Source organism: Lentzea sp. NPDC092896, from assembly GCF_044754905.1.
GTDB lineage: Bacteria > Actinomycetota > Actinomycetes > Mycobacteriales > Pseudonocardiaceae > Lentzea.
In genome coordinates this window covers 237,592-258,468 of sequence record NZ_JBIVPX010000009.1, presented here as the reverse complement: position 1 = coordinate 258,468, position 20,877 = coordinate 237,592, and the positions used below count along the sequence as shown (strand labels likewise).

19 protein-coding genes are annotated in these 20,877 nt (G+C 70.0%); 15 read left to right on the top strand and 4 right to left on the bottom strand.

What is annotated here, in order from left to right:
• Window positions 1-3: 3 nt before the first annotated feature.
• Window positions 4-906 (bottom strand): GGDEF domain-containing protein, encoded by a 903-nt coding sequence (locus ACIQF0_RS36105; protein WP_401037292.1) that lies wholly within the window; start codon window positions 904-906, stop codon window positions 4-6.
• 241 nt (window positions 907-1,147) lie between these two features.
• Here ACIQF0_RS36105 and ACIQF0_RS36100 point away from each other — a divergent pair, with 241 nt between their 5' ends.
• The 5 genes from ACIQF0_RS36100 (at window position 1,148) to ACIQF0_RS36080 (ending at window position 5,348) form a co-directional block, all read left to right on the top strand.
• Complete coding sequence (locus ACIQF0_RS36100; RefSeq protein ID WP_360043933.1) at window positions 1,148-1,855, top strand: hypothetical protein; 708 nt, start codon at window positions 1,148-1,150, stop codon at window positions 1,853-1,855.
• 64 nt (window positions 1,856-1,919) lie between these two features.
• Window positions 1,920-2,477, top strand: coding sequence for a hypothetical protein (locus ACIQF0_RS36095; protein ID WP_360043930.1), 558 nt, complete (start codon window positions 1,920-1,922; stop codon window positions 2,475-2,477).
• Window positions 2,464-3,681 (top strand): MAB_1171c family putative transporter, encoded by a 1,218-nt coding sequence (locus ACIQF0_RS36090; RefSeq protein ID WP_401037289.1) that lies wholly within the window; start codon window positions 2,464-2,466, stop codon window positions 3,679-3,681. Before ACIQF0_RS36095 ends, ACIQF0_RS36090 begins: the two co-directional genes overlap by 14 nt.
• Window positions 3,682-5,049, top strand: a complete 1,368-nt coding sequence (locus ACIQF0_RS36085; protein ID WP_401037286.1) for an NAD(P)/FAD-dependent oxidoreductase — start codon at window positions 3,682-3,684, stop codon at window positions 5,047-5,049.
• A 128-nt stretch (window positions 5,050-5,177) separates the two neighbouring features.
• Window positions 5,178-5,348: a hypothetical protein gene (locus ACIQF0_RS36080; RefSeq protein ID WP_401037284.1), complete on the top strand. Its 171-nt coding sequence runs from the start codon at window positions 5,178-5,180 to the stop codon at window positions 5,346-5,348.
• On the opposite strand, the gene ACIQF0_RS36075 is transcribed toward ACIQF0_RS36080, so the two are convergent.
• Window positions 5,332-5,805, bottom strand: a complete 474-nt coding sequence (locus ACIQF0_RS36075) for a VOC family protein (protein WP_401037281.1) — start codon at window positions 5,803-5,805, stop codon at window positions 5,332-5,334. The two genes, ACIQF0_RS36080 and ACIQF0_RS36075, sit on opposite strands and share 17 nt — an antisense overlap.
• Window positions 5,806-5,887: 82 nt before the next feature.
• On the opposite strand from ACIQF0_RS36075, the gene ACIQF0_RS36070 reads away from it, so the two are divergent.
• Complete coding sequence (locus tag ACIQF0_RS36070) at window positions 5,888-6,886, top strand: helix-turn-helix transcriptional regulator (RefSeq protein ID WP_401037278.1); 999 nt, start codon at window positions 5,888-5,890, stop codon at window positions 6,884-6,886.
• On the opposite strand, the gene ACIQF0_RS36065 is transcribed toward ACIQF0_RS36070, so the two are convergent.
• Window positions 6,844-7,323, bottom strand: coding sequence for a DUF4262 domain-containing protein (locus ACIQF0_RS36065; protein ID WP_401037275.1), 480 nt, complete (start codon window positions 7,321-7,323; stop codon window positions 6,844-6,846). The genes ACIQF0_RS36070 and ACIQF0_RS36065 overlap by 43 nt on opposite strands.
• A gap of 274 nt (window positions 7,324-7,597) precedes the next feature.
• On the opposite strand from ACIQF0_RS36065, the gene ACIQF0_RS36060 reads away from it, so the two are divergent.
• From ACIQF0_RS36060 to ACIQF0_RS36045, 4 genes are all read left to right on the top strand, one after another.
• Window positions 7,598-10,669 carry a TIR domain-containing protein gene (locus ACIQF0_RS36060; RefSeq protein WP_401037273.1) on the top strand — a complete coding sequence of 1,024 codons (3,072 nt, stop codon included), beginning with the start codon at window positions 7,598-7,600 and terminating at the stop codon, window positions 10,667-10,669.
• Window positions 10,670-10,787: 118 nt separating this feature from the next.
• A complete protein-coding gene (locus ACIQF0_RS36055; RefSeq protein ID WP_401037270.1) occupies window positions 10,788-11,267 on the top strand; it encodes a sigma-70 family RNA polymerase sigma factor in 480 nt (159 codons plus the stop codon).
• On the top strand, window positions 11,260-12,294 hold the full coding sequence (locus ACIQF0_RS36050) for a tol-pal system YbgF family protein (protein WP_401037268.1): 1,035 nt from the start codon (window positions 11,260-11,262) through the stop codon (window positions 12,292-12,294). The genes ACIQF0_RS36055 and ACIQF0_RS36050 overlap by 8 nt, the downstream gene beginning before the upstream one ends.
• Before the next feature lie 58 nt (window positions 12,295-12,352).
• Complete coding sequence (locus ACIQF0_RS36045; protein WP_360043901.1) at window positions 12,353-13,156, top strand: SAM-dependent methyltransferase; 804 nt, start codon at window positions 12,353-12,355, stop codon at window positions 13,154-13,156.
• On the opposite strand, the gene ACIQF0_RS36040 is transcribed toward ACIQF0_RS36045, so the two are convergent.
• Window positions 13,153-14,766, bottom strand: coding sequence for a ricin-type beta-trefoil lectin domain protein (locus tag ACIQF0_RS36040; RefSeq protein WP_401037265.1), 1,614 nt, complete (start codon window positions 14,764-14,766; stop codon window positions 13,153-13,155). The genes ACIQF0_RS36045 and ACIQF0_RS36040 overlap by 4 nt on opposite strands.
• Window positions 14,767-14,928: 162 nt before the next feature.
• Between ACIQF0_RS36040 and ACIQF0_RS36035 the strand changes: the two genes are divergently transcribed.
• The 5 genes from ACIQF0_RS36035 (at window position 14,929) to ACIQF0_RS36015 (ending at window position 20,868) form a co-directional block, all read left to right on the top strand.
• Window positions 14,929-15,435: a SigE family RNA polymerase sigma factor gene (locus tag ACIQF0_RS36035; protein ID WP_401037263.1), complete on the top strand. Its 507-nt coding sequence runs from the start codon at window positions 14,929-14,931 to the stop codon at window positions 15,433-15,435.
• Window positions 15,432-16,361 carry an LCP family protein gene (locus ACIQF0_RS36030; RefSeq protein WP_401037260.1) on the top strand — a complete coding sequence of 310 codons (930 nt, stop codon included), beginning with the start codon at window positions 15,432-15,434 and terminating at the stop codon, window positions 16,359-16,361. Before ACIQF0_RS36035 ends, ACIQF0_RS36030 begins: the two co-directional genes overlap by 4 nt.
• Window positions 16,362-16,447: 86 nt before the next feature.
• Complete coding sequence (locus ACIQF0_RS36025) at window positions 16,448-19,207, top strand: AAA family ATPase (RefSeq protein WP_401037257.1); 2,760 nt, start codon at window positions 16,448-16,450, stop codon at window positions 19,205-19,207.
• A gap of 143 nt (window positions 19,208-19,350) precedes the next feature.
• Entirely contained in the window at window positions 19,351-20,271 is a 921-nt protein-coding gene (locus ACIQF0_RS36020) for a hypothetical protein (protein WP_401037254.1), read from the top strand.
• Window positions 20,272-20,349: 78 nt separating this feature from the next.
• Window positions 20,350-20,868 (top strand): TetR family transcriptional regulator, encoded by a 519-nt coding sequence (locus ACIQF0_RS36015; RefSeq protein ID WP_401037253.1) that lies wholly within the window; start codon window positions 20,350-20,352, stop codon window positions 20,866-20,868.
• Window positions 20,869-20,877: the final 9 nt, after the last annotated feature.

Below are 20,877 nucleotides of genomic sequence, written 5' to 3'. Positions count from 1 at the left end.
GCGTCAGTGGACGAGGCCGTGGTGGCGGTTCGTCCACGCGGCGACGGCCGGCAGCACGTCCGTGATCCACTCGCGGGCGGCGGCCGTCAGTTCGTAGCGGGCCGCGCGGCGGAGTACGAAACCGTTGTCCTGCAGGCGTTCCAGCGTCACGATCACCCTCGTGCCGAGGACCGGGACCAGGTCTTCCGCCGCCTTGGCGCCGTCGGACAGCGCGACCAGGACCTGCGGCAGCTGGTCGCTGCTCATCAGGTCCTGCAACGCGAGCAGGTGATGCAGGGCCGAGGAGTCGGCGGCGCGCTCGGCGGCGAACGCGCTCGGGTCGTGCAGCTGGACGCGCGCCCGGCCGCCTCGCTTCGCGCGTTGCAGTGCCGCGTCGGTGTCGCGGACCAGGTCGATCAGCGTGCCCTCAGCGCTCGGGACGTGCGCCGCGACGCCGATGGACGCCGTCTGGCCGTGCAGCGTGAGGTGGTAGCCGTCGTTCGTGGTGATCTCGGTCTGCAGTGAGCGGATGCCGCGCAGGATCCGTTCGGCCACGGCGGCGGCTTCTCCGCCCGTGGTGCGGGGCAGCAGCACGAGGAACTCATCGCCGCCGTAGCGGCACACGAGGTCCGTCGGGCGCGTGTGGGCCGCCAGCACCGCGGCCACGTCGGTGAGCACGACATCGCCTGCGGGGTGGCCGTATTCGTCGTTGATCTTCTTGAAGCGGTCGAGGTCGATCATGAGCAGCGCGACCTGCTCCCACCGGCGCTGGGCGCGGCGGTACGTCGCGGGTGCCTGGTCGTCCCAGCCCCATCGGCCGAGGAGGCCCGTGAGGCGGTCCGTCGCCCAGGCGCCGACTGGTTGTGCGCACGAACCGCAGCGCGTGGGAGCGCTTTCGTCGTGCAGGCGCAGAGAACCGTGGTCCACCGGTGACCCCATTCGCACAGTCGCCATGAGTCCCCCCAGACTGCAGCTCTGACTGGCCCGATCTGCCTCTTTCAACTGAAGTGACGTCGTTCGGATCAAACGCGACACATCAGTGCAAGCGGCGGAGTGTGATCATAGGACTACGGACAGGTGGATTCAACCCCTGTGATGTCATATGCTCTCTTGGTTCCACAACAGTGGAATGATCGCTGGCCCTGAGTCGCTCCAGCGGAGGTGTGGCGTGAGGCCGTTCACCGAGGTCCTCAACGAGCTGTGCAACAACCCGCCCGACGGACGGGGCAAGGTTACCAACGTCGCCCTCGCCGCCGCGGTGAAGTCCCGGGGCGGGGACATCGGGCACGGCTACATCTCGCAGCTGCGGCTCGGTGTGAAGGACAACCCGACCTGCCAGGCCATCGTCGACCTCGCCGGCGCGCTCGGCGTGCACCCCGCGGTGTTCCTTGGCGGACGCCGCGAACTGCACCCCGCGGAACAGCCAGGATGGCGGCCGACGGCCGTGAGCACGCTCTTCGAGGCCGTGCACCCGCCGGACCGCGGGCCGTGGTCGCCGGAGGAGGTCGCGGCGTCGATCAGCTCGTCCGGCCAGTTCGGCAGCATCTCCGCCAGCTACATCCGCGAACTGCTGAGCAACACCAGCGACAACCCGCGGCTCAAGCACATCCTCGGCCTGGCCGACCACTTCGGCGCCGACCCGGCGTACTTCTTCGACGACGACCTGGCCGCACGGGTCGACTCGGAGCTGACAGACTTCCTGGCACTGCGCGAACTCGGCGTCGTCGAGTTCGTCACCCGTCTGGCCGAACGCACCGGCGATCTGTCCCCTCAGGCCAGGGCCGCTGCGGTAGAAGGATTCCGGCAGGCGCTCGAAGTCGGCGAAGGGTGGTCGTTCCCGCTGAACAGCCGTCGCACCTCCGCGGACCACACTTGATGACGACGCCGGCGTGAAGATCTCAGCCTGGACCGCTGCAGACGACATCGAGAGGAGGCGACGGGTGAACCGCAGGAAACTGCGCAAGCTGGTCGACGAGGTCGCGCGAGACCTCGGCCTGCCGCCCGACGCCACGCACCAGGAGGCGAGCCGCCGGGTCTGCGAGCTCATGGGTGAGCGGCTCGATCGTCCCGTCGACGTCCGCTTCGCCGCGATCACGAACGCGGTCTGCCTCAGCGGCGCGACCGCGTTGCTGGAGAACGGCACGTACCTCGTCATCTGCGCGGACTCGCCGTCCTGGTACCACCGCCTGCACGTGCTGTTGCACGAGTTCGCGCACGTGCTCCTCAAGCACCAGCCCGTCGCCCTGACCCGTGACGAGGGCATGCGCAAGCTCGCGCCGCACCTGCTGCCGCGGATGGCGAAGATCATCGCCGGGCGCACGACGCTGACCGAGGACGAGGAACGCGAGGCCGAGAACCTCGCCGACCACCTGCTGGAACGCCTGACCGAACACCGGGTGTGGGCCGACACGGCCACCACCGAGGAGCCCGCGCACGTCCGCCGGGTGGCCGAGTCTCTCGAAGGAAGATCTCGCTGGGTGCGTCGTGGCGATCTTTAACCTGATCTACCTCTCGTGCGGCATCGTCGGTCTGCTCCTCCTCGCGTACAAGATCCGCGCACTGCGGTCGAGCTGGGGCAGCCCCCGTGTCGTCGCGCTCATCTCCACGGTCTCCTTCTCCGCGTTCGCCATCCTCTTCGCCGCGCCCGCGAACATCACCTGGATCAACTGGGTCAGCGGCGTGCCGAACTTCGCCGCGTTGCTCGTCTACAGCCTGGTGGTGGGCTTCGCCGGGTCGTCGTTCGCGCTCGTGCTGTTCTGGCGTTATCCGGCAGTCCAGGCGTGGCAACGGGTCCGGCTGATCGTCGTCAGCTACGGCTCGATCATCGCGGCGATGATCGTGCTGTTCTTCAAGTCCGAGGTCGACGAGGAACGCCAGGTCGACTTCGACACCTTCTACGCGACGCAGCCCACGGTGGCGGTGTTCCTGTTCATCTACCTGGTGGCGTCCGCGGTCGGTTGCGGCGGCCAGGCCTACCACTGCTGGCAGGGTGCGAGGGACGAGGCGATCTCCGCCCGCCCCTGGCTCGCCCGCGGCCTGCGCTGGTACAGCGCGACCGGGCTGTTCCCGGTGGCGTTCGCGGTCATCAAGCTGTTCGTGCTGCTGATGAACTGGTTCGGTGAGCGCAGCTTCGACGTGCTGAGCCTGGCCGCGCCGCTGATGGCGTCGCTGGCGATCTTCCCGCTGGTGATCGCGATGGCGCTGCCGGTCTTCGGCCCGCGCCGCCCGTCGCCCTCGCTGTGGGTGCGGCGCTGGCGCACGTACTTCGCGCTGCGGCCGCTGCACCGCGCGCTGGTGCACGTGAACCCCGGCATCGTGCTGGTGGCGCCGGGCAAGTTCCTCAACCCGCACCACCGCGTGCGCCGGCAGATCATCGAGCTCAACGACTGGCGCTGGGCGCTCACGCCGTACTTCGACCTGACCGTCGGAGAGGCCGCGACCTCTCTCGCGCGCGACGCCTCACTGGCCAAGGACGAGGTGGCCGCCGTCGTGGAGGCCGCCCAGCTGCGGGCCGCGGGCTCGTCGGGTGGCCGTTCCCGGGCCCCCAAGCGCCGTCCCGCCGCGGAGATCGTCGACGGCACCGACCTCGCCGCCGAGCACGACCGGTGGGTCCGGATCTCGCGTGCGTACCAGCACTCGCCGATAGTCGACGCCGCCGTCGCCGACGCAGCGCGCGTGGAAGCAGCAGGGGGAATGGATTAGATGGCACCCACACACGCCGTTGTGCTCGGCGGCGGGCTCGCGGGCGTGCTCGCGGCGTCCGTCCTCGTCCGGCACGTGGACGAGGTCACCGTGGTGGAGCGCGACAAGCTGCCGGACGGCCCCGCGCCGCGCTCCGGCGTGCCTCAGGCCCGGCACGCGCACCTGCTGATGTCCGGTGGCGCGCGGGCGATCGAGTCGTTGCTGCCGGGCACGCTGGACGCGTTGTTCGCCGCCGGCGCGCACCGGATCGGCGTGCCGAACGACCTGGTGTCGCTGAGCGCCCAGGGCTGGGTGCCGCGGTTCCCCGAGATGCAGTTCATCGTCTCGTGCAGCCGCGGGCTGCTGGACTGGGTCGTGCGCAGCCAGGCGTTGCGGGACAACAAGATCTCCGTGCTGACCGGGACCGAGCCGGTGTCGCTGCTCGGTGATCGGAACGCGGTGTCCGGGGTGCTGGTCGAGGACCGGATCTCGCACGAGCAGGTGTCGCTGGAGGCGGACCTGGTCGTGGACACGACCGGCCGCGGCTCCCGGTTGCCCGCGTGGCTGGTCGATCTCGGGCTGCCCGCCGTGCACTCCGAGAGCGTCGACTCCGGACTTGCCTACGCCACCAGGATCTTCCAGGCGCCGCCGACGGCGTCCTCCGGTTTCCCGATCGTCAACGTGCAGGCGAACCCGCGTGACCCGCATCCCGGGTGCACCGCGACCCTGCTGCCCATCGAGGACGGGAAGTGGCTGGTCACGTTGTCCGGGACGCGCGGCGGTGAGCCGTCGACCGACGAGTCTGAGTTCGTCGGCTTCGCCCGGTCGGTGCGCAATCCGGTCGTGGGTGAACTGATCGCCTCGGCCGAACCGCTGTCGCCGGTGTACGGGTCGCACAGCACCGCGAACCGGCGGATGTTCTTCGAGCGCTTGAAGTCCTGGCCTTCCGGCCTACTGGCTCTCGGCGACTCGGTGGCCACCTACAACCCCGTGTACGGGCACGGGATGTCGATCGCGGCGCAGAGCGCGCAGGCGTTGGACGCCGGTCTTGCCGCCGGGCACTCGGCCCAGCAGATCCAGCGCGGCATCGGCAAGGTCGTCGACGGGGCCTGGGCGATGGCGACCAACCAGGACATCCTGTATCCGGGCGCGGTCGGGAAGCCGTTGCCGCTGGCCGGGCGGGTTCTGCAGCGCTACGTGGATCGTCTGGTGCGCACGGCCACCACGGAGGCCGCGGTGACTCGGGCGTTCCTGGACGCGTTCACGTTGTCCGCGCCGATGGCGAACCTGGTCAGTCCCAAGATGGTCTGGGCGACCCTGCGCGGACCGCGGTCGGCCTCGCCGGAGCCGACGCTGACCGCGGACGAACGCGACAGGGTCACCGGCTGACCGGTCCTTTCGCGAGCCGGGGCAGCTGGCCGAGTGGTCGCTGCGCGGGCCGGTCGCGTTCGTGGACGCGGAGTTCTTCGGCGGCACCGGCTCGCAACGGGCCCAGGTCCGGGGAACAGGGCCGCGGCGTGCTCGGACCGTTGGTGCGGGAAGAGGACGGCCCGGTGCCCGACGTCTCGCCGATCTCGCGCACGCTTCGGCGGCTCGGTGTCGCGAAGGGCGAGCACCACGACGAGTTCGACGCCGCGGGGCTCGGCCGCCACCGCGACACCGAGGACCGGGTCACGTCCGCGGGGTGAAGTCCGCGCTCTGCACGTACTTCATGGCCTCGACGAAGACCGGGTCCTGCATCCGCTCGGCCAGCTCGGCCTCGGTGGGCTCCGCGACCCGCTGGTGCAGCCACCACAGGTTGCCGAACGGGTCGGCGAACCGGCTGACCCGATCACCCCAGAACAGCTCCGTGGGCTCGGTGACGATCCTGCCGCCGAGTGCCACGGCGCGCTTGAGGACGGTCGCGTCGTCGGCGATGTAGAGGCGCAGGAACGCGGGTGTGGGCGGCCAGTCCGGCACGTCGAACAGCATCACGACCGAGTCGCCGACGCGGACCTCGGCGTGGCCGATCCGCGGTGCCTCGCCGACGCGGCCGAGTTCGGTGGCGTCGAACACCTCCGTGATGAAGTCGATCAGCTCGGCCGTGCGGCCCGCGGTGATCAGCCACGGCGTCACGGTGTGGTAGCCCTCGGGCACGACGTCCATTTGGTCTCCCCTTTGCTCGTTGGAGTGACCGTATGGCGCATGTAGGACGAGATCGGTCCTAGTTCTGGCCTAGGTTTGCGGCATGAGTGATGCGGCCCGGTTGTTGCGCCTGCTGTCGTTGTTGCAGACGCCCCGCGAGTGGCCCGGCAGCGAACTGGCTGCCCGGTTGGAGGTCACGCCGCGGACGGTGCGGCGTGACGTCGACCGGTTGCGCGACCTCGGCTATCCCGTCGAGGCGTCGATGGGTGCGCTCGGCGGCTACCGGCTCGGCGCGGGTGCGGCGATGCCACCGCTGCTGCTCGACGACGAGGAGGCCGTCGCCATCGCGGTCGGCCTGCGCACGGCCGCGCGGCAACCGGTGGCGGGCATCGCCGAGGCGTCGCTGCGCGCACTGGCGAAGCTGCAGCAGGTGCTGCCGCCCCGGCTGGCCCGGCGGGTCGCGTCGCTGACCTCGGCCACCGCACCCGCGGCACCCTCGGAGGCCTCACTGGTCGACCCCGGCCAGCTGACCGTGATCGCCGGCGCGGTCGCCGCCCGCGAACGGGTGCGGTTCGCCTACGTGGCCAACGAGAACGTGGTCTCGAAGCGGCACGTGGAGCCAGTTCGGTTGGTAGCGCTCGGCCGGCGCTGGTACCTCCTCGCCTTCGACGTGGAACGGGACGACTGGCGGATCTTCCGGCTGGACCGCGTCTCCTCCGCGCTCGCCACCGGGGCTCGCTTCGCTCCGCGCGTGCCGCCCGGCGGGGACGCGACGGAGTTCGTGACGCGGAAGATGTACGACTCGGCGCCGACCTTCCGGGCCCGTGCGACCCTGCGGCTACCGGTGGAACTGGCGCGGGCCCGGCTGGCGGACAACGCCTGCGACCTGATCGCCCTCGACGACGGTTCGTGCTCGTGGCACAGCGGCGAGGACACGATCGACTACCTCGCGTTCCGCCTGACCTCGCTGGGCTGCGACTTCGTCGTGCACGGGCCGGACGAACTGGTGGAGCACCTGCGGGGGCTGGGTGAGCGGATCAGCCGCTCGGTGGGCGAGGCTCACCCGCCTGGTGGTCCCGCTCTCACGCCCAGCACCGGCTGACCTCCCACCACGCCCTCGTACGAGCGGTCCCACGGCCAGTGCCCGGACTCGTCGGCGTGCACGAGTTGCAGGGCCTGGATGCCCTCGCCGTACAGCCGTGCGGACACCAGCAGGTGGGCCCACGGGCGCGCCACGCGGACGACCTCCAGCAGCGGGCCGCCGGGCACGGTGAAGCGGCGGCCGGGGGCGGGCAGGCAGCTGTGCGCGAGGTGCTCGGCCATGTCGTCGAGCAGGCGACCTGCTTCCAGGACAGGCATTCCCGTCACGACGAGCTCCGGCAGGCCGCGCGGGGTGAGGCCCACGGTGTAGGCCCAGGGCGGATGGGCTCGGTCCCGTTCTATCGCCTGCACGGCCCAGCCTCGCGCGTCGATGCAGCGGCGCAACGTGGCCAGGTGTTCTTCCATGCGGTCGGCGGGGTGGTCGCAGTCCCAGCACATGGCGGTCTCCTCGGATCGGTGGTGGATCCAGTGTGCCGAGGAGCACCGACAAGATCGTTTGAGCAGTTCATTGACAGAAAGCGGACAAACGATCTGTGGGCCGTCTGGATCGTTAATCTGCGACGCACGGAGGATCGTGCATGCGCCAACGAACGCATTTCATCGCGTTGGTCGCGGCTGTGCTTGGCGCGGCCGCGGGCATCGTGGTCGCGCCCGATCAGATGGAGCAATGGGCGAGATACAACCCCGCTATGTCCTCCGCAGAGGGCTTTGAATGCAGATAGAACCCGGCACCCCACTCGCGGACGCGGTCAAGGCCGCCCGGTCCGCCGCGTTGCGCGGCAACGTGCTCGGCGTCGACCTCGCCTACGCGAAGGCCGCGAAGATCAGTCCGCTCGTCGCCCACGACCACTGCGCCACGCTGCTCAACCTCGGCGCGGTCGCCAGGGCCGCGCAACGTTGCGACGAATATCTGAGCGCGGGCAACGACATCACGCTGAGAGTCCTCCGAGCCCAGATCCGCAGTGCCGCGACGGATCACGTCGCGGCCGAGCGGGACGTGCGCGCACTGCGGAAGCTCAAGCTCACCGAACTGGAACAGGCGAGGCTCGCGCGAGTGGCCGCGCTGGCCGCCGCGGACCGCTACGACTACCCCACCGCGGAAAGCGAACTCGACGCCGCCGAACGGCACTTCCGCCGCGCCGGACGCCCGGAACAGCTGGAGCACATCGGCCGGGACCGGGTCCTGCTGGACGTGCGCAGGGGCACCCGCGTCACGAAGATCGGCGGTCAGGCTCCACGGAATCCGGCCGACTTCCTGCGACGGGCCGCCGCGCTGCGGCGCGAGGTCCGGTACGAGGAAGCGCTGGCGTTGATGACGAGATGCCTCACCAGCTACCAGATCGAGGCCGCGCTGAGGTTCGCCGTCCTCTACGAGCTGACGGTGCTGCTGGTGATGACCAGGCAGGCCGGCGCGGCCCGCCGGCTCTTCCCGCTGCTGGTCGCCGCGGCCGGGCCCGAGGTGATCGCCCAGCTCCCGGACGCCACCCAGACGCTCCGGCCGGAACGGCGGCTCAGTCACGTCCGCCGCCTGATCGCCGAGGACGAGCTGCTCAAGGCGGAAGGCATGCTGGGCGAGGGGAACTCCCCGCTGTGGCACCTGACCGCCGCCGAACTCGCCTACGCGCAGGGCCGGCTCGAACAGGCCGCGCGGCACTTCGAGGTCGCGAGCCGATCGGGTCACGCCGAGCTCACCGCGCTGGCACTGCGCAAACTCGGCGACACGTTCGCCGACGCGGGCCACGAAGACCTTGCCGCACAACACTGGGCCGAGTCGCACCGCATCGAGGAGAACTCCGCCGACCACCACGACGGCCCCAGCGGCAAGCTCCGGATGCTGCGCGCCGCCCCCGACGAACACGACGGCCGGGTGCGCGCCGCGGTCCGCCGCGTCCGGCGTGACGGCCGCAAGGCGTTGGCGGGCCTGGTGGTCGCCGTCGAGGCTGCCCGGGGCGCGGCGATCCTCACCGAGCCCCGCAACCTCCCGAGCTTCGCCGACCTGCCGGCGTCCAGGCGCTGGCTCGCCAGGACCACGAGGCGGCTGCCGAAGGACCAGGTCGTGTGGATGATGCACGCGACACCGGACCAGCTCCACCACGTGATCATCGGCCGCGGGATCACGCACGTCACGACCGACGTCCACATCGGCGATCTCACCGACACGATCCGCCGGCTCAAGTCGTGGAAACCCAAGTACGACAACGCGATCCTCGGCACCCTGCTCGGCGAGCTGGCCCGCCTGATCGCGCTGGACGACGTCATCGAGGCCCTGCCGCCCAAGGTCACCCGGATCGCGGTGGTGGCGGGTGACGTTCTCGCGGACGTCCCGCTGGCGGGCCTGCCCGTCCCCGGCACGAACCGCCACCTCGGCGTGACCCACGCGCTGTCCAGCCTGCCCTGCCTGTCCGCGCTGCGCCCGCTGCACCGCCGCTCGCGCGGGCAACGGGGCGACGAGACGGCGCTCTTCCGGAAAGCCGCTGAGCTGCAACGGAATCTGGGCCGCTTCCCCCGCGTCCGCATCGACGCCCACGGTACGAACGACCGCATGAACCCCGGCCAGTCGTGGCTGGAGTTCCGCGACGACCGGATGTCCGTGGAAGCGTTGGGGAAGCTGGACTTCAGCGCGTGCGGCACGGTCGTGCTCGGCGCCTGCGAGTCCGGCATGACGCAGCAACGCGGCCACGACGAAGGAGCCGGGTTCGTCCGCGCGGCCATCAGCGCGGGCGCCGCCTCGGTCGTCGCGGCCCGGTGGCGGACCGGCGACGAGGTGACGCGGAAGGTGCTCGACGCGTTCGACCGCCATCTGGCGAAGCTCCCGAGAGATCGCGCTCTGCAGCACGCACTGAGAGAAGTCGCCGACCGGCACCCGGCCGACTGGGCGTGCTGGTCCCTGCACGGCGACGCGGGCGTTCAGACCTCAGCGGGCCCGCTGCGCAGAAGACTCAGGAAGAACGGAGACCCCGTGCCGCTCGAAACCCGCCCCAAGGTGTTCCTGTCGTTCGCCGGCAAGGACCGTCCGCACGCCGAGCAACTCCGTGCCGAACTGGAAGCGCGCAACGTCAACGCCTACCTGGACGAGAACGAGATCGCGCCCGGCGACAACGTGATGGCCGCGATCGACGAGGCGCTGGCCACCTCCGACTACTACGTCCTGCTGTGGTCGGCGAACACCCCGCACCGCGAGTGGGTCGCCAAGGAGTGGACGGGTGCGTTCAACCTGGAGATGACGCGCCGCCGCGCGTTCCTGTTCATCGTGCGGCTCGACGAGGAACCGCTGCCCGCGCTTCTCGCGCCGCGCAAGCACATCGACCTCGTGGACGCCGCCGACCGCCTCGTGGCGATCTGGCGCTCCGACCGCAAGTCGGAGCTCCCGGTGTTCCCGCAGCCCGTCCCGCCGACGCCGGACGGCCCGACCGTCGCGATCTCGGTGCGCAGCCACGACCTCGGCACCACGCACGTCGTGATGACCCCGCTGCACCTCACCGGCGCCGCGTTGTACCGGTCGGTGTTCGACGCGATGCAGCTGCCGACCGAGCAGGCCACGTTCGACGGCGCGATCGGGATGCGGTTCACCTACGAGCTCTACCAGCAGAACGAGCCGATCCCGGACGATCAGTCCACTGTGGAACTCACCTCCGACGTCGTGGACATCGCGGTCCGCGTCGAGTCCTACGGCCCGCGTGGCTCCCAGGGCAACAAGGAGTTCCGGCCGCTGCCGGAAGAGGGTCTGGACGTCGACCAGCAACGCATGCTGCTGGTCAACGCCTTCCGTCATCTGCTCCCGTAGGACTCCGAACGGGTGAATTCGGCCTTGGCTGTCAGCCTTGGCTGGTTTCAGCGCCTGTCACCGTTGAAGGTCGCCTCAGGGCGGTGAACGACGTGAGCGGACGCTGAAGGGAAGGCCGTTGAGCACACCGGAGCCGGATCAGGGCTTCGCCGAGTTCTTCCGCGGGTGCCTGCCCGTGGTCACGAGGACGCTGACGGCTTTGAGCGGCGACACTCGCGTCGTCGAGGACATCGCGCAGGACGCGTTGGTGATCGCACGGCACCGATGGGGCGACATCCACGCGTACGACAAGCCCGAGGCGTGGGTGCTCAAGGTCGCGATACGGCTCATGCGGCGGTGGCAGCAGCGCAACGGACACGAAACGCCGCTCGCCGAGGTGCCTGAGGTCGTTCAGCCCGTGCACGACGTGGAGGCGCTGCACTCCGCGTTGCGCGAGCTGTCCCCCAGGCACCGCGAGACAGTGGCGTTGCATCACCTGCTCGGGTACTCGGTCAGCGAGATCGCCGTGGTGCTGATGGTCGGCGAGTCCACCGTGCGCACACACCTCACCCGCGGCCGGGCCGAGCTGCGGCGGATTCTCGGAGGCAGTGATGAGTGAGCTGCTGAGCCAGTTCGAGCTCGACGAGGCCGTCGAGCGGATGTACCGCCTGGGCGAGGCCGCGGAACGGGCCGGTCGCCTGCGCGAGGCGGCCGTGCACTTCCGGGTCGCCGCCGACCAACGCCTCGGTGACGCGGCCGTGCGGCTGGCGCACGTCCTGTTCGCCCTGGGCGAGACGGCCGAGGCCGCGCAGTGGTGCCTGGCCGCCGTGGCGGACGGATTTCCCGAGGCAGCGGAGTTGATCAGGGACAACTCCGAGACGCGGCAACGGTTTCTGGAGCACGCGGCTCGGATCCTGGTCGGCGCGCCCACGTTCGACTGGCTGCCGTCCGGGATGCCGTTGGTTCGCGTCTCGCCGGAGGTGATCGCGGCGCGCACTCAGGCGTTGCGCGCGCTGGACCGGCGTTACGGCGGGATAGCCTGCCACGCCTCGGTTCTGGAGCACCTCTCCGCCGTCGAACCGATGATCTTCGTCGGCGACGCTCCGACGTGGGCCGCCGTCGCCGAGGTCTACGAGCTGGCGGGCTGGACGGCGTTCGACAGCGGACAGCCCGGGGTCGCGCTGCCGCACTTCGCCAGGGCTCTGACGTTGGCGCGCCAGGCGGAGAACGAGTCGCTGATCGCCTCCGTGCTGACCCGGGCCGGCCGGATGTTCCTGCACCACAACGCACCCGACGACGCCCTGAGGGCGTTCCAGCTCGGTGTCGTGGCAGCGCACAACGCGTGGGCAGACCGGTGCGCGGTGGACGATCCCGAGCGGGCCATCGCCTCGCTCACCACAAAGGTCGGCACGTATGGCGAAGGCCGGGCCCGCACTCTCGCGTTGACGGCGTTGGCCCGCAATCATCTCGCGCTCGGCGACATAGCTGTGGCGACCGAATTCGCCGGCGAAGCCGTGGCGTCCGCACGGAACCTGCGTTCGGCACGCGCCGACGACCAGCTGCGCCGGCTGGGCCAGGAAGCCCGGCGCGCCGGCGCATCTGTGCTGGCAGAGCAGGTTTCGGCCCGGTGCGCGCGTTCTGGATGACGCTTTCACCCGATCCGGGACGCCACACGCTTGCACGCATTCGAGTAAGTTCTTCGGCATGGCCGAGCCTTTCTCCTGGGTGCCCGCGGGAATCAACACGGACGTGCCCAGCGCGGCACGGGTCTACGACTTCCTGCTGGGAGGCGGGCACAACTTCGCGTCGGACCGCGCAGTCGGTGACAAGGTGCTGCAGGTCCTGCGCGACGGCCGTGCCATCGCCTCGTCGAACCGCTCCTTCATGCGCCGTGCCGTCCTGCTGATGATGCAGCAGGGCATCACGCAGTTCCTCGACCTCGGCTCAGGCATCCCCACGGTCGGCAACGTCCACGAGATCGTGCAACAGGAAAACCCGGACGCACGAGTCGTGTACGTGGACTACGACGAGGTGGCGGTCTCGCACAGCCAGCTCATCCTGGAGGGCAACGACAACGCGGGCGTCGTGCAGGCGGACATGTGCCGCCCGGACGACGTCCTCGCCGACCCGGTCGTGAAGAACCTGATCGACTTCTCCCGGCCCGTCGGCCTGCTCATGGTCGCCGTGCTGCACTTCGTCTCGGACGAGAAGGGCCCGGCTGAGGTCGTCGCCCGCTACCGCGACGCCATGCCGTCCGGCAGCCTGATCGCCCTGTCGCACCTCACTGCCGACTTCAAGCCGCAGGAGATGGGCGCCGTCGTCGACGCCATGAAGCACAGCCGCGACCCGATGTACTTCCGTTCGCACGACCAGTTCGAGCCGATGTTCGCCGGCATGGAACTCCTCCAGCCGGGCGTCGTCTCGGCGCCTCAGTGGCACCCGGAACTCGGCCCGGCCGGAGAAGGCGGCCCTGCGGACGTCTACGTGGGCATCGGCCGCAAGGCCTAGCGGAACTTCCAGGCCTGGGCCGCGGAACCGTTGCAGCTCCAGATGTTCAGGCGCGTGCCGGGAGTGGTGGACGCGTTGGGGTTGTCCAGGCACAGCCCCGACTGCGGGTTCTGCACGGACCCGTCCGACCGCACGCGCCACTGCTGCGCGCCCGTGCCGTTGCACTGCCACAGCTGGACGATCGTGCCGTTGGTGGTGCCGCCGTTGTCGATGTCGAGGCACTTGCCGGAGATGGCGATCGTGCCGTCCGCGACGACGCGCCACTTCTGCGCGTAGGAGTTGTTGCAGCCCCAGATCTGGACGGGGTTGCCGTTCTCGGTGCCGCCGGCGTTGTTGTCCAGGCAGAGCGCGGAGTTCGCCGACAGCTCGACGGAACCCGTGCCGGACGGGTGGCGTTCGGCCGGGAGTGACGGCGTGTTCAGGTGGTAGAAGTCGACGGCCAGGTAGTTCGGGGTCTTGCGGGCCGCGGGTTCGCAGAAGCGCTGGGCCCGGTTGACGAACTTCGAGTTGTCGGTGGACACCGTGCCCTGCATCGGGACGTCGCGGAAGTGGTTCATCACGAACAACGGGCGGAAGCCGGCCTCCGTCGCGGTCAGTGGCTTCTCGCCCCAGCGGGAGTAGCAGGACCAGTCGGAGGCGCCGGCTCCTGAGCCCATCGACCAGTAGTTCTCGACGGTCCAGTCACGCTGGTAGAGCACGCCGGAGTTCTCGCGGCCGTCGCGGCCGTGGTCGGTGAAGATGAGCAAACGCTTGCCGGACGCCCTCATCTGCGACAACGTCGGCCAGCCGTTCTCCCGGACGCCCTCGGCGCGGTACAGGACGTCGTTCAGGCCGTTCACGCGCGCGAGTTCGGAGCGCAGGACGTCGGCCGAGACGTAGTCCTCCAGGAAGACCGTGACGATCTCGGTGGGGCGGGACCTCAGGAAGTCGACGAGGCGCTGGATGTCGACGTTCAGGGCCACGGGCTTGCTGACGGCCGTGCAGCTGTTGTGGCAGAGGATGGCGCCGTCGGGGGTTTGGTGGATGTCGAGCATGAAGCCGCGCACGCCGTCGTTGAGCTGCTGCACGATGCCGCGCGACTGGTTCGGGGCGATGTTGGCGAACATGAAGCCGCCGTCGACGCCGTTCGCGTAGGCGTTGTGCGCGGTCAGGAACGTCATCTCGTCCAGGCGCGGGTCGGCGGGGGTCTGGACGCGGACGGGGTTGACCGGGGTGAGGAACCACGTGTCGTTGCCGGTGCCGACGCGGATCTGGTCGGTGCCGGACGCGATCAGGTAGCGGTCGGCGCCGGGGTCCTTGAAGCGGTATCTGTCCTGGTCGTCGAGGAGCCCGGTCCACTGGGCCTCGGCGCTCGAGCAGCTGACCACCTGGGCGGCGTCGCCGTTGCGGCCGAGACACTGGCCGCCCTCGGACAGCGTGCTGCCGTTCCAGGAGAACTGCTGGCGGTCCTCGTTGCCCTTGGGGCGGTGCTGGACCACGGAGGAGCCGGACACGGCGGCGTTCTGGCCGGTCACGGCGCTTTGCAGGTAGTAGTTGCCGTTGGGGGCCGCGACCGCGTCGACGGGGACGAGGAGCAGCGACAACAGCGCGAGTGCAGGGATGATGCGCATGGGGTGAAGGTTCGTCCATGGACGTGAACATGAAAAGGATTCACACCGAAATCCGTCCAAACCGAGACATCTGTGGGCTGGACCACACAAGTCGATGCAGCGGATCGAGCGGTGGGAGGGGTTTCCCGATCCGCAAGCGACCACAGAGGAGAAGGGGGCGGCGTGGGGTTCGACCAGTTCGTCGCTGATCGGCTGGATCGGCTGTTGGGCTATGCCACCGCGATCACGTGCGACAAACACCTGGCGCAGGACATCGTGCAGAACGTGCTCATGCGCGCGCAGGGCAAGTGGGAACGCATCGGGGCGATGGACGCGCCCTATCTCTACGTGAAGCGCATGGTGACCAACGACTACCTGTCGTGGCGGCACCGCAGGGCGGCTCGAGAGATCGCCATGGAACGCAGTGAGCTCGCCGGGCACGTGCCGTCGATGGCCGATCCGGCCGACGCGCACGCCGAACGCGAGGCAATGCGCGCACGGATCGCCATCCTGCCGCGCAAGCAACGCGCCGCATTGGTACTGCGGTTCTACGAGGACTGCAGCGACGCGGAGATCGCACAGGTGCTCGGGTGCGCGGAATCGACCGTGCGCAGCCAACTCTCTCGTGCGCTGCAGACGTTGCGCACTCACGAACTCGCCCGGTCCGCCACCCTGGGGGTGCACTCATGAACGACCTGATCCGCCAGGCCATCGCCGCTGAGGCCGAGGAGCGCGTGGACTCCCGGACCGTGCTGGCCAACCTGCACAAGGCCAAGAAGCGCAAGCCGCTCGGCCTGATCGTCGGTGTCGCGACGCTGACCGCCGCCGCTGCGGCCGCGGCCGTCGTCATCCCGACGACCATCAAGAAGACCGAGGCCGCTCCGCCCGCGGTGTCCCCCAGCGCGGAAGCGCAGAACGTTCTGCTCATCGGCGCTGACGACGTCGGCAACACCGACGCGTTGCTGCTCGCGCGGTTCCGAGGGGACGGGGCTGCGGTCATGGTCGTGTCGCTGCCACGGGACATCTTCGTGGACGGCGTGAAGCTCAACAGTCTGTTCGCCGAGAACCCGGCCAAGCTGACCGCGGCCGTCGAGAAGACGACGGGGGTGAAGGTCGACCACTACGCCGCCCTGCGGATGTCGGACTTCGGCCCGATCTCGCAGCTCGTCGGCGGGGTCGAGGTCTGCCTGAAAGCGGCGGCGAGCGACCCGATCACCAAGGTCGGCTTCCCGGCCGGCAAGCAGGTGCTCCAGGGCGAGTGGGCTCTCGCCTTCCTGCGCCAGCGCCACGGCCTGCCCCACGGCGACCTGGACCGCGCCAAGCGGCAGCAGATGTTCCTCGTCGGGCTGGCCTCGCAGATCACCAAGGACAAGGCCCTAGCCCTCGCGCGCGGCGCCAGCGGGTCGATCAAGGTGGACGACGGCTGGGACGTGCTGGAGTTCGCCCAGCGGTTCACCGGTCCGATGGCGATCGGGGTGACGACGCTGCCGGTCGACGAGCCCGTGCAGCGGGAGACCGTGTTCGGCTACGAGGTCGATCCGGCCAAGGCCAGGGAGTTCGTCGACAAGGCCCTCGACAAGGGCGACAACTCCGGCGGGGACAGCTGCGTGAACTGACGATCACTCCAATGGAGCATCAAGTCGCCCTTCTGCGCAGCCGATGACCTGCATGTAGCCCGCCGGACGGCCGCTACGATCAATTCGTGCGTGAACCACTTGAACGTGACTCCGAGATCGCGCACATTCGTGAAGCTCTGGACGCAGCCACCCGTGGTGAGGGTCGCGTCGTCGTCATCGAGGGCCGTGCGGGCATCGGCAAGACCAGGCTCGTGCACGAGTGCCGTGAGCTGGCCAAGGAGCGTGGGTTCGGGCGGCTGCAGGCCGTCGGTGACGGCCTGGAGAGCGCCATGGCGTGGGGCGTCGTCCGGCAGATGGTCGAGCGGTCGGTGTCGCGGTACTCCGGCGCACTGCGCGAGAAGATCCTCGCCGGGCCGTCCGGGGCGGCGCTGAAGGCCCTGGACGACGCCGCGCTGGACCCCAGTCAGGCCGAGCTCGCCCGCACGCTGCACTCGTTGTGGTGGGTCGCGGTGGACCTCTCGTCCACCCGCCCGCTGCTGATCACGGTGGACGACGCGCACTGGGCGGACCACTCGTCGCTGCAGTTCCTCGTGTACCTGTCCCGCCGGATCGCGGACCTGCCGATCGCGCTGGTCGTCGCGACCCGGCCGCCGATGGACAACTTCGGGCCGCTCGCGCAGCTCAGCGTGTCCGCCGACCGGTTGCTGCCGCGCCCGCTCACCACGGACGCGCTCAGCGCGCTGGTCGGCGGGCACCCCGAGGTGATCACCGCGCTGCACGAGGCCAGCGGCGGAAACCCGTTCCTGTCCGGCGTCCTGGTCGACGAACTCGCGGCGCTCGGGCTGCCGCTGGACGACGCCGCGACGGCGGAGAAGGTCGGCACGCTCGGGCCGAGCACCGTCTTCCGCGCCACGCTGGGAAGGCTGCCCGCGCAAGCGGTGGCGCTCGCGGGCGCGGTCGCCGTGCTCGGCACGCACGCCGATCCGTGGCAGGCGGCGGAACTGGCGGAAGTCGGTGATCTCCCGGCCGCGGTCGAGGCGTTGACGGCGGCGAACGTGCTGATCACCGGCGAGCACCTGGAGTTCGTGCATCCCGTGGTGCGTGAAGCGGTGCTGACCGGTCTCGGGCCGATCGCGCGCGCCTCGTTGCACGCGCGCGCTGCGAAGTCGTTGCAGGAGTCGCACGCCCCGGCCGACCGAGTGGCCGCGCATCTCGTGCACGCTCCCAAAGGGACACTGCCGAACGCCGCCGAGGTGCTCAGGAAAGCCGCGGCGACGTTGCTCTCGGCCGGAGATCCCCGCACCGCCGCAGGACATCTGGCGCGGGCGGTGGACGAGAAGCCGGGCGACGCGGGACTACGCGCGGAACTCGGGCGCGCGCTGCTGCGGGTCGGCGACGCCGTGAACGCGCACCGGCACCTGAAGGCCGCGGCACAAGGACTTCCGGACGCGGAACTGGTGGCAGCGGCGGCCTCGGCCACGGCGGCGCTGGAAGGCCCGGCAGCGGCCATCGCGGAACTGACCGAGGCCATCGCGGCTCGCCCGGACGGCGAGTCACGGCTGCACCTCGAAGCACGGCTCGCGGTGTTCCGCTCGTTCCTCCCAGACCAGCGCCAGGTCGCGTCAGCGCACCTCAGCGGCTACGCGGGCCTCCCGGGCGGCACCCCGGACGAACGCACGTTGCTCGGCCTCCTCGCACAGATGGGCCGCTACGAGGTGTGGCCGCACGACGAGGTCGCCACGACCGCGACGCGCGCGCTCGCGAACGGCGCCTACCTGGACGACGCGACAGGCAGCACGGACGCCATGGTCGCGTGGCTGGTGGCGTTGCTGGCGCTGATGGCCGCAGACGGCGTGGACACCGCACGGCACGAGATCGAGCGAGCCAGGTTGAAGGTGCGGGCGCACGGCTCGCCGATCGAGTTCGCGATGGTGGCGAACGCGTCGCTGTTCCTGAACTGGCGTTGCGGCAACATGCAGGTCGTCGAGGCGGAGGCCGAGGGCGCGCTGGCCGCCGTCGCGCACGAGGACCCGGTGTCCGAGGTGATCAGCCTGCGCGCGACCTCGACGCACTTCGCGGTCTACGCGGCCCTTGAACGAGGCGACGTCGCGGCGGCCAACGCGTTCATCACGGCGTTCGACAGCAAGCACGCCGATGCCCGGCTGACCATGCCGATGATCTGGCTGCACGAAGTGCGCGCGTTGATCGCACTGGCCGAGGGTGACGCACGGCGTGCGATGTCCCAGGCCTACCGCCAGCGCGACGCGATGCACGAGGTGCACGTGGATCCGCCGACGATCCCGTGGCGTGCGGTGGCCACGCGCGCCGCACTGCTCCTCAACCAGCACGAACTCGCGCTGGAACTGGCCACCGAACAGCTCGACGTGGCCCGCAAGTGGGGCGCGGCGACCGAGGTGGGCGCGGCCCTGCGGCTGCTCTCGAACGCCGACGCGGACGCACGGCTGGAGCTGCTGACCGAGTCCGTGACCGTGCTGGAGGCGTCGCCTTCCCGCCTGGAGCTCGCTCGATCGCTGGTCGACCTGGGCGAAGCGCTCCGGGTCGACCGACGCCGGACGGACGCGCGCGAGCCGTTGCACAGGGCGATCGAACTGGCCGGGACATGCGGCTCGGCAACGCTGCAGACGCGGGCGGTCGAGGCGTTGGAGGCGCTCGGCGACCGGCCACGACGTCAGATCACCCTGGGCGCGGAGGCGTTGACCGCGTCCGAACGGCGCGTGGCCGACCTGGCGGCGGCAGGCCGGGCGAACAGGGAGATCGCGCAGGAGCTGTTCGTGACGCCCAAGACCGTCGAGAACCACCTCGGCCGGATCTACACGAAGCTCGGAATCGCAGGTCGCAGGGATCTCGCCCGCGTCCTCGCCTAGAACAGAGCGACGTGGGGGTGTGCCTGATACACCCATCTTTTCCGCAGGAGGGTTGAGGGATCTCCCCTCATGCCTTTGGGGGTTCGCCTCGGCGAATCTTGTGTCACCGCAGGGGAACACAGGAACTCAAAGGGGAAAACGAAATGATCCGCAACGCTCTGATCGCCGCCGCCGCTCTCACCGCCGTCGTCGCTCCCGCCACCGCGGTGGCGGACCCGATCATCGGCACGCCGCCGCCGTGCGTCGGCGCCTCCGACCTGGCCGGCAGCGAGTTCAACGTCAAGAAGTGCGGCGTCAGCGATGTGGACCAGTTCCGCGCCGGCCTGGAGAACAACGGCAACGCGTACTGCGGCCCGGCCTCCCTCTACAACGTCCTGCACTACTGGGGCCACGAGAAGGACGCCCCCGTCGGCTGGCTGACCACCAAGGTCGGCAACCTCAACCCCAAGGACCCCGCCGACTACAGCGTCATCACCAACTCGATCGGGCGCATCGGCGTCGACGCGAAGTACAACGGCGGCACCAACCTCACCAACCTGCGCAAGGCGTGGGACATCGCCACCAAGCCCGCCCGTGACGCCGGGTGGACGACCTCCGCGGGCGCCGTGAGCACCCACGAGAACCCGGACTTCGCCGGTGAGCTCGCGAAGAAGCTCAACGAGGGCCCGCTGCAGCTCGTCTACGGCCGCTACAAGGCCGGCCCCACCGCCGGTTCGTTGCAGCGCAGCGGCGGCCACATCGTCACCGTCGTGTCCGCGACCGGCTCGTTCAACGGCAGCACGATCCAGCTGAAGCTGGCCGACCCTGGCCGCGCGCAGGACAGCGGTGAGGGCAACTACCTCTACACGCAGTCCGCGTACGAGTCGCTCGACGTCACCCTGACCAAGCGGTCCATCAAGGAGTACGTGCCGGTCAAGGACGACGAGAACACCCGCGAGGACGAGTCGCTGGAGCCGGGCACCTACCGCACCGTGACGCGCTGGGAGCTCACCGGCCAGCGCTACGTCAGCGACACCACCCGTCAGATGGTCGAGGGCTTCAACTGGTTCGACATGGCCAAGTAGCTCTCGGAGTTCCGGTAGCGCCCGGTTTCGGGGCCGCATCCCTTCAGGGGTGCGGCCCTTCGCCATAGCCTGGGTTCCATGCCCAGCCGCGATCGGGAACGCACCCGCCGCCGGTTGCTGGACGCCGCGTTCGTCGAGTTCGCCGCCTACGGGATCGCCGGGGCGCGGATGGAACGCATCGCCCGCATCGCGCGGTGTTCCGCGGGACTCGCCTACACCTACTACGGCGGCAAGGACGAGCTGTTCGACGCCGTGCAGTCCGAGGTGGTGAGCGCGGCCGCCGTGGAGTTCGACGCCCGTGACCTGCCCGGATACGCCGCTCGCCTGTACGACCTGCAGCACCGGCACCCGGAGTTCGCCCGGCTCGCGACCTGGCAGCGGCTGGAACGGCGCGGCCGCGTCAGCCGGGTCACCGAGGTCGAGGCGATCCGTTCCGCGCAGGAGGCCGGACTGGTGTCGTCGCGGTTCAGCGCCGAGCACCTGTTGCAGCTGGTGCTGGCGATCGCGTCGACGTGGTCGACCACCGCGGGATGCGCCGATCACGGGGAGCGGCGGCGGACCGTCGAGGACGCCGTGCGCCGGCTGGTGGAGACGTAGCCTGGATCC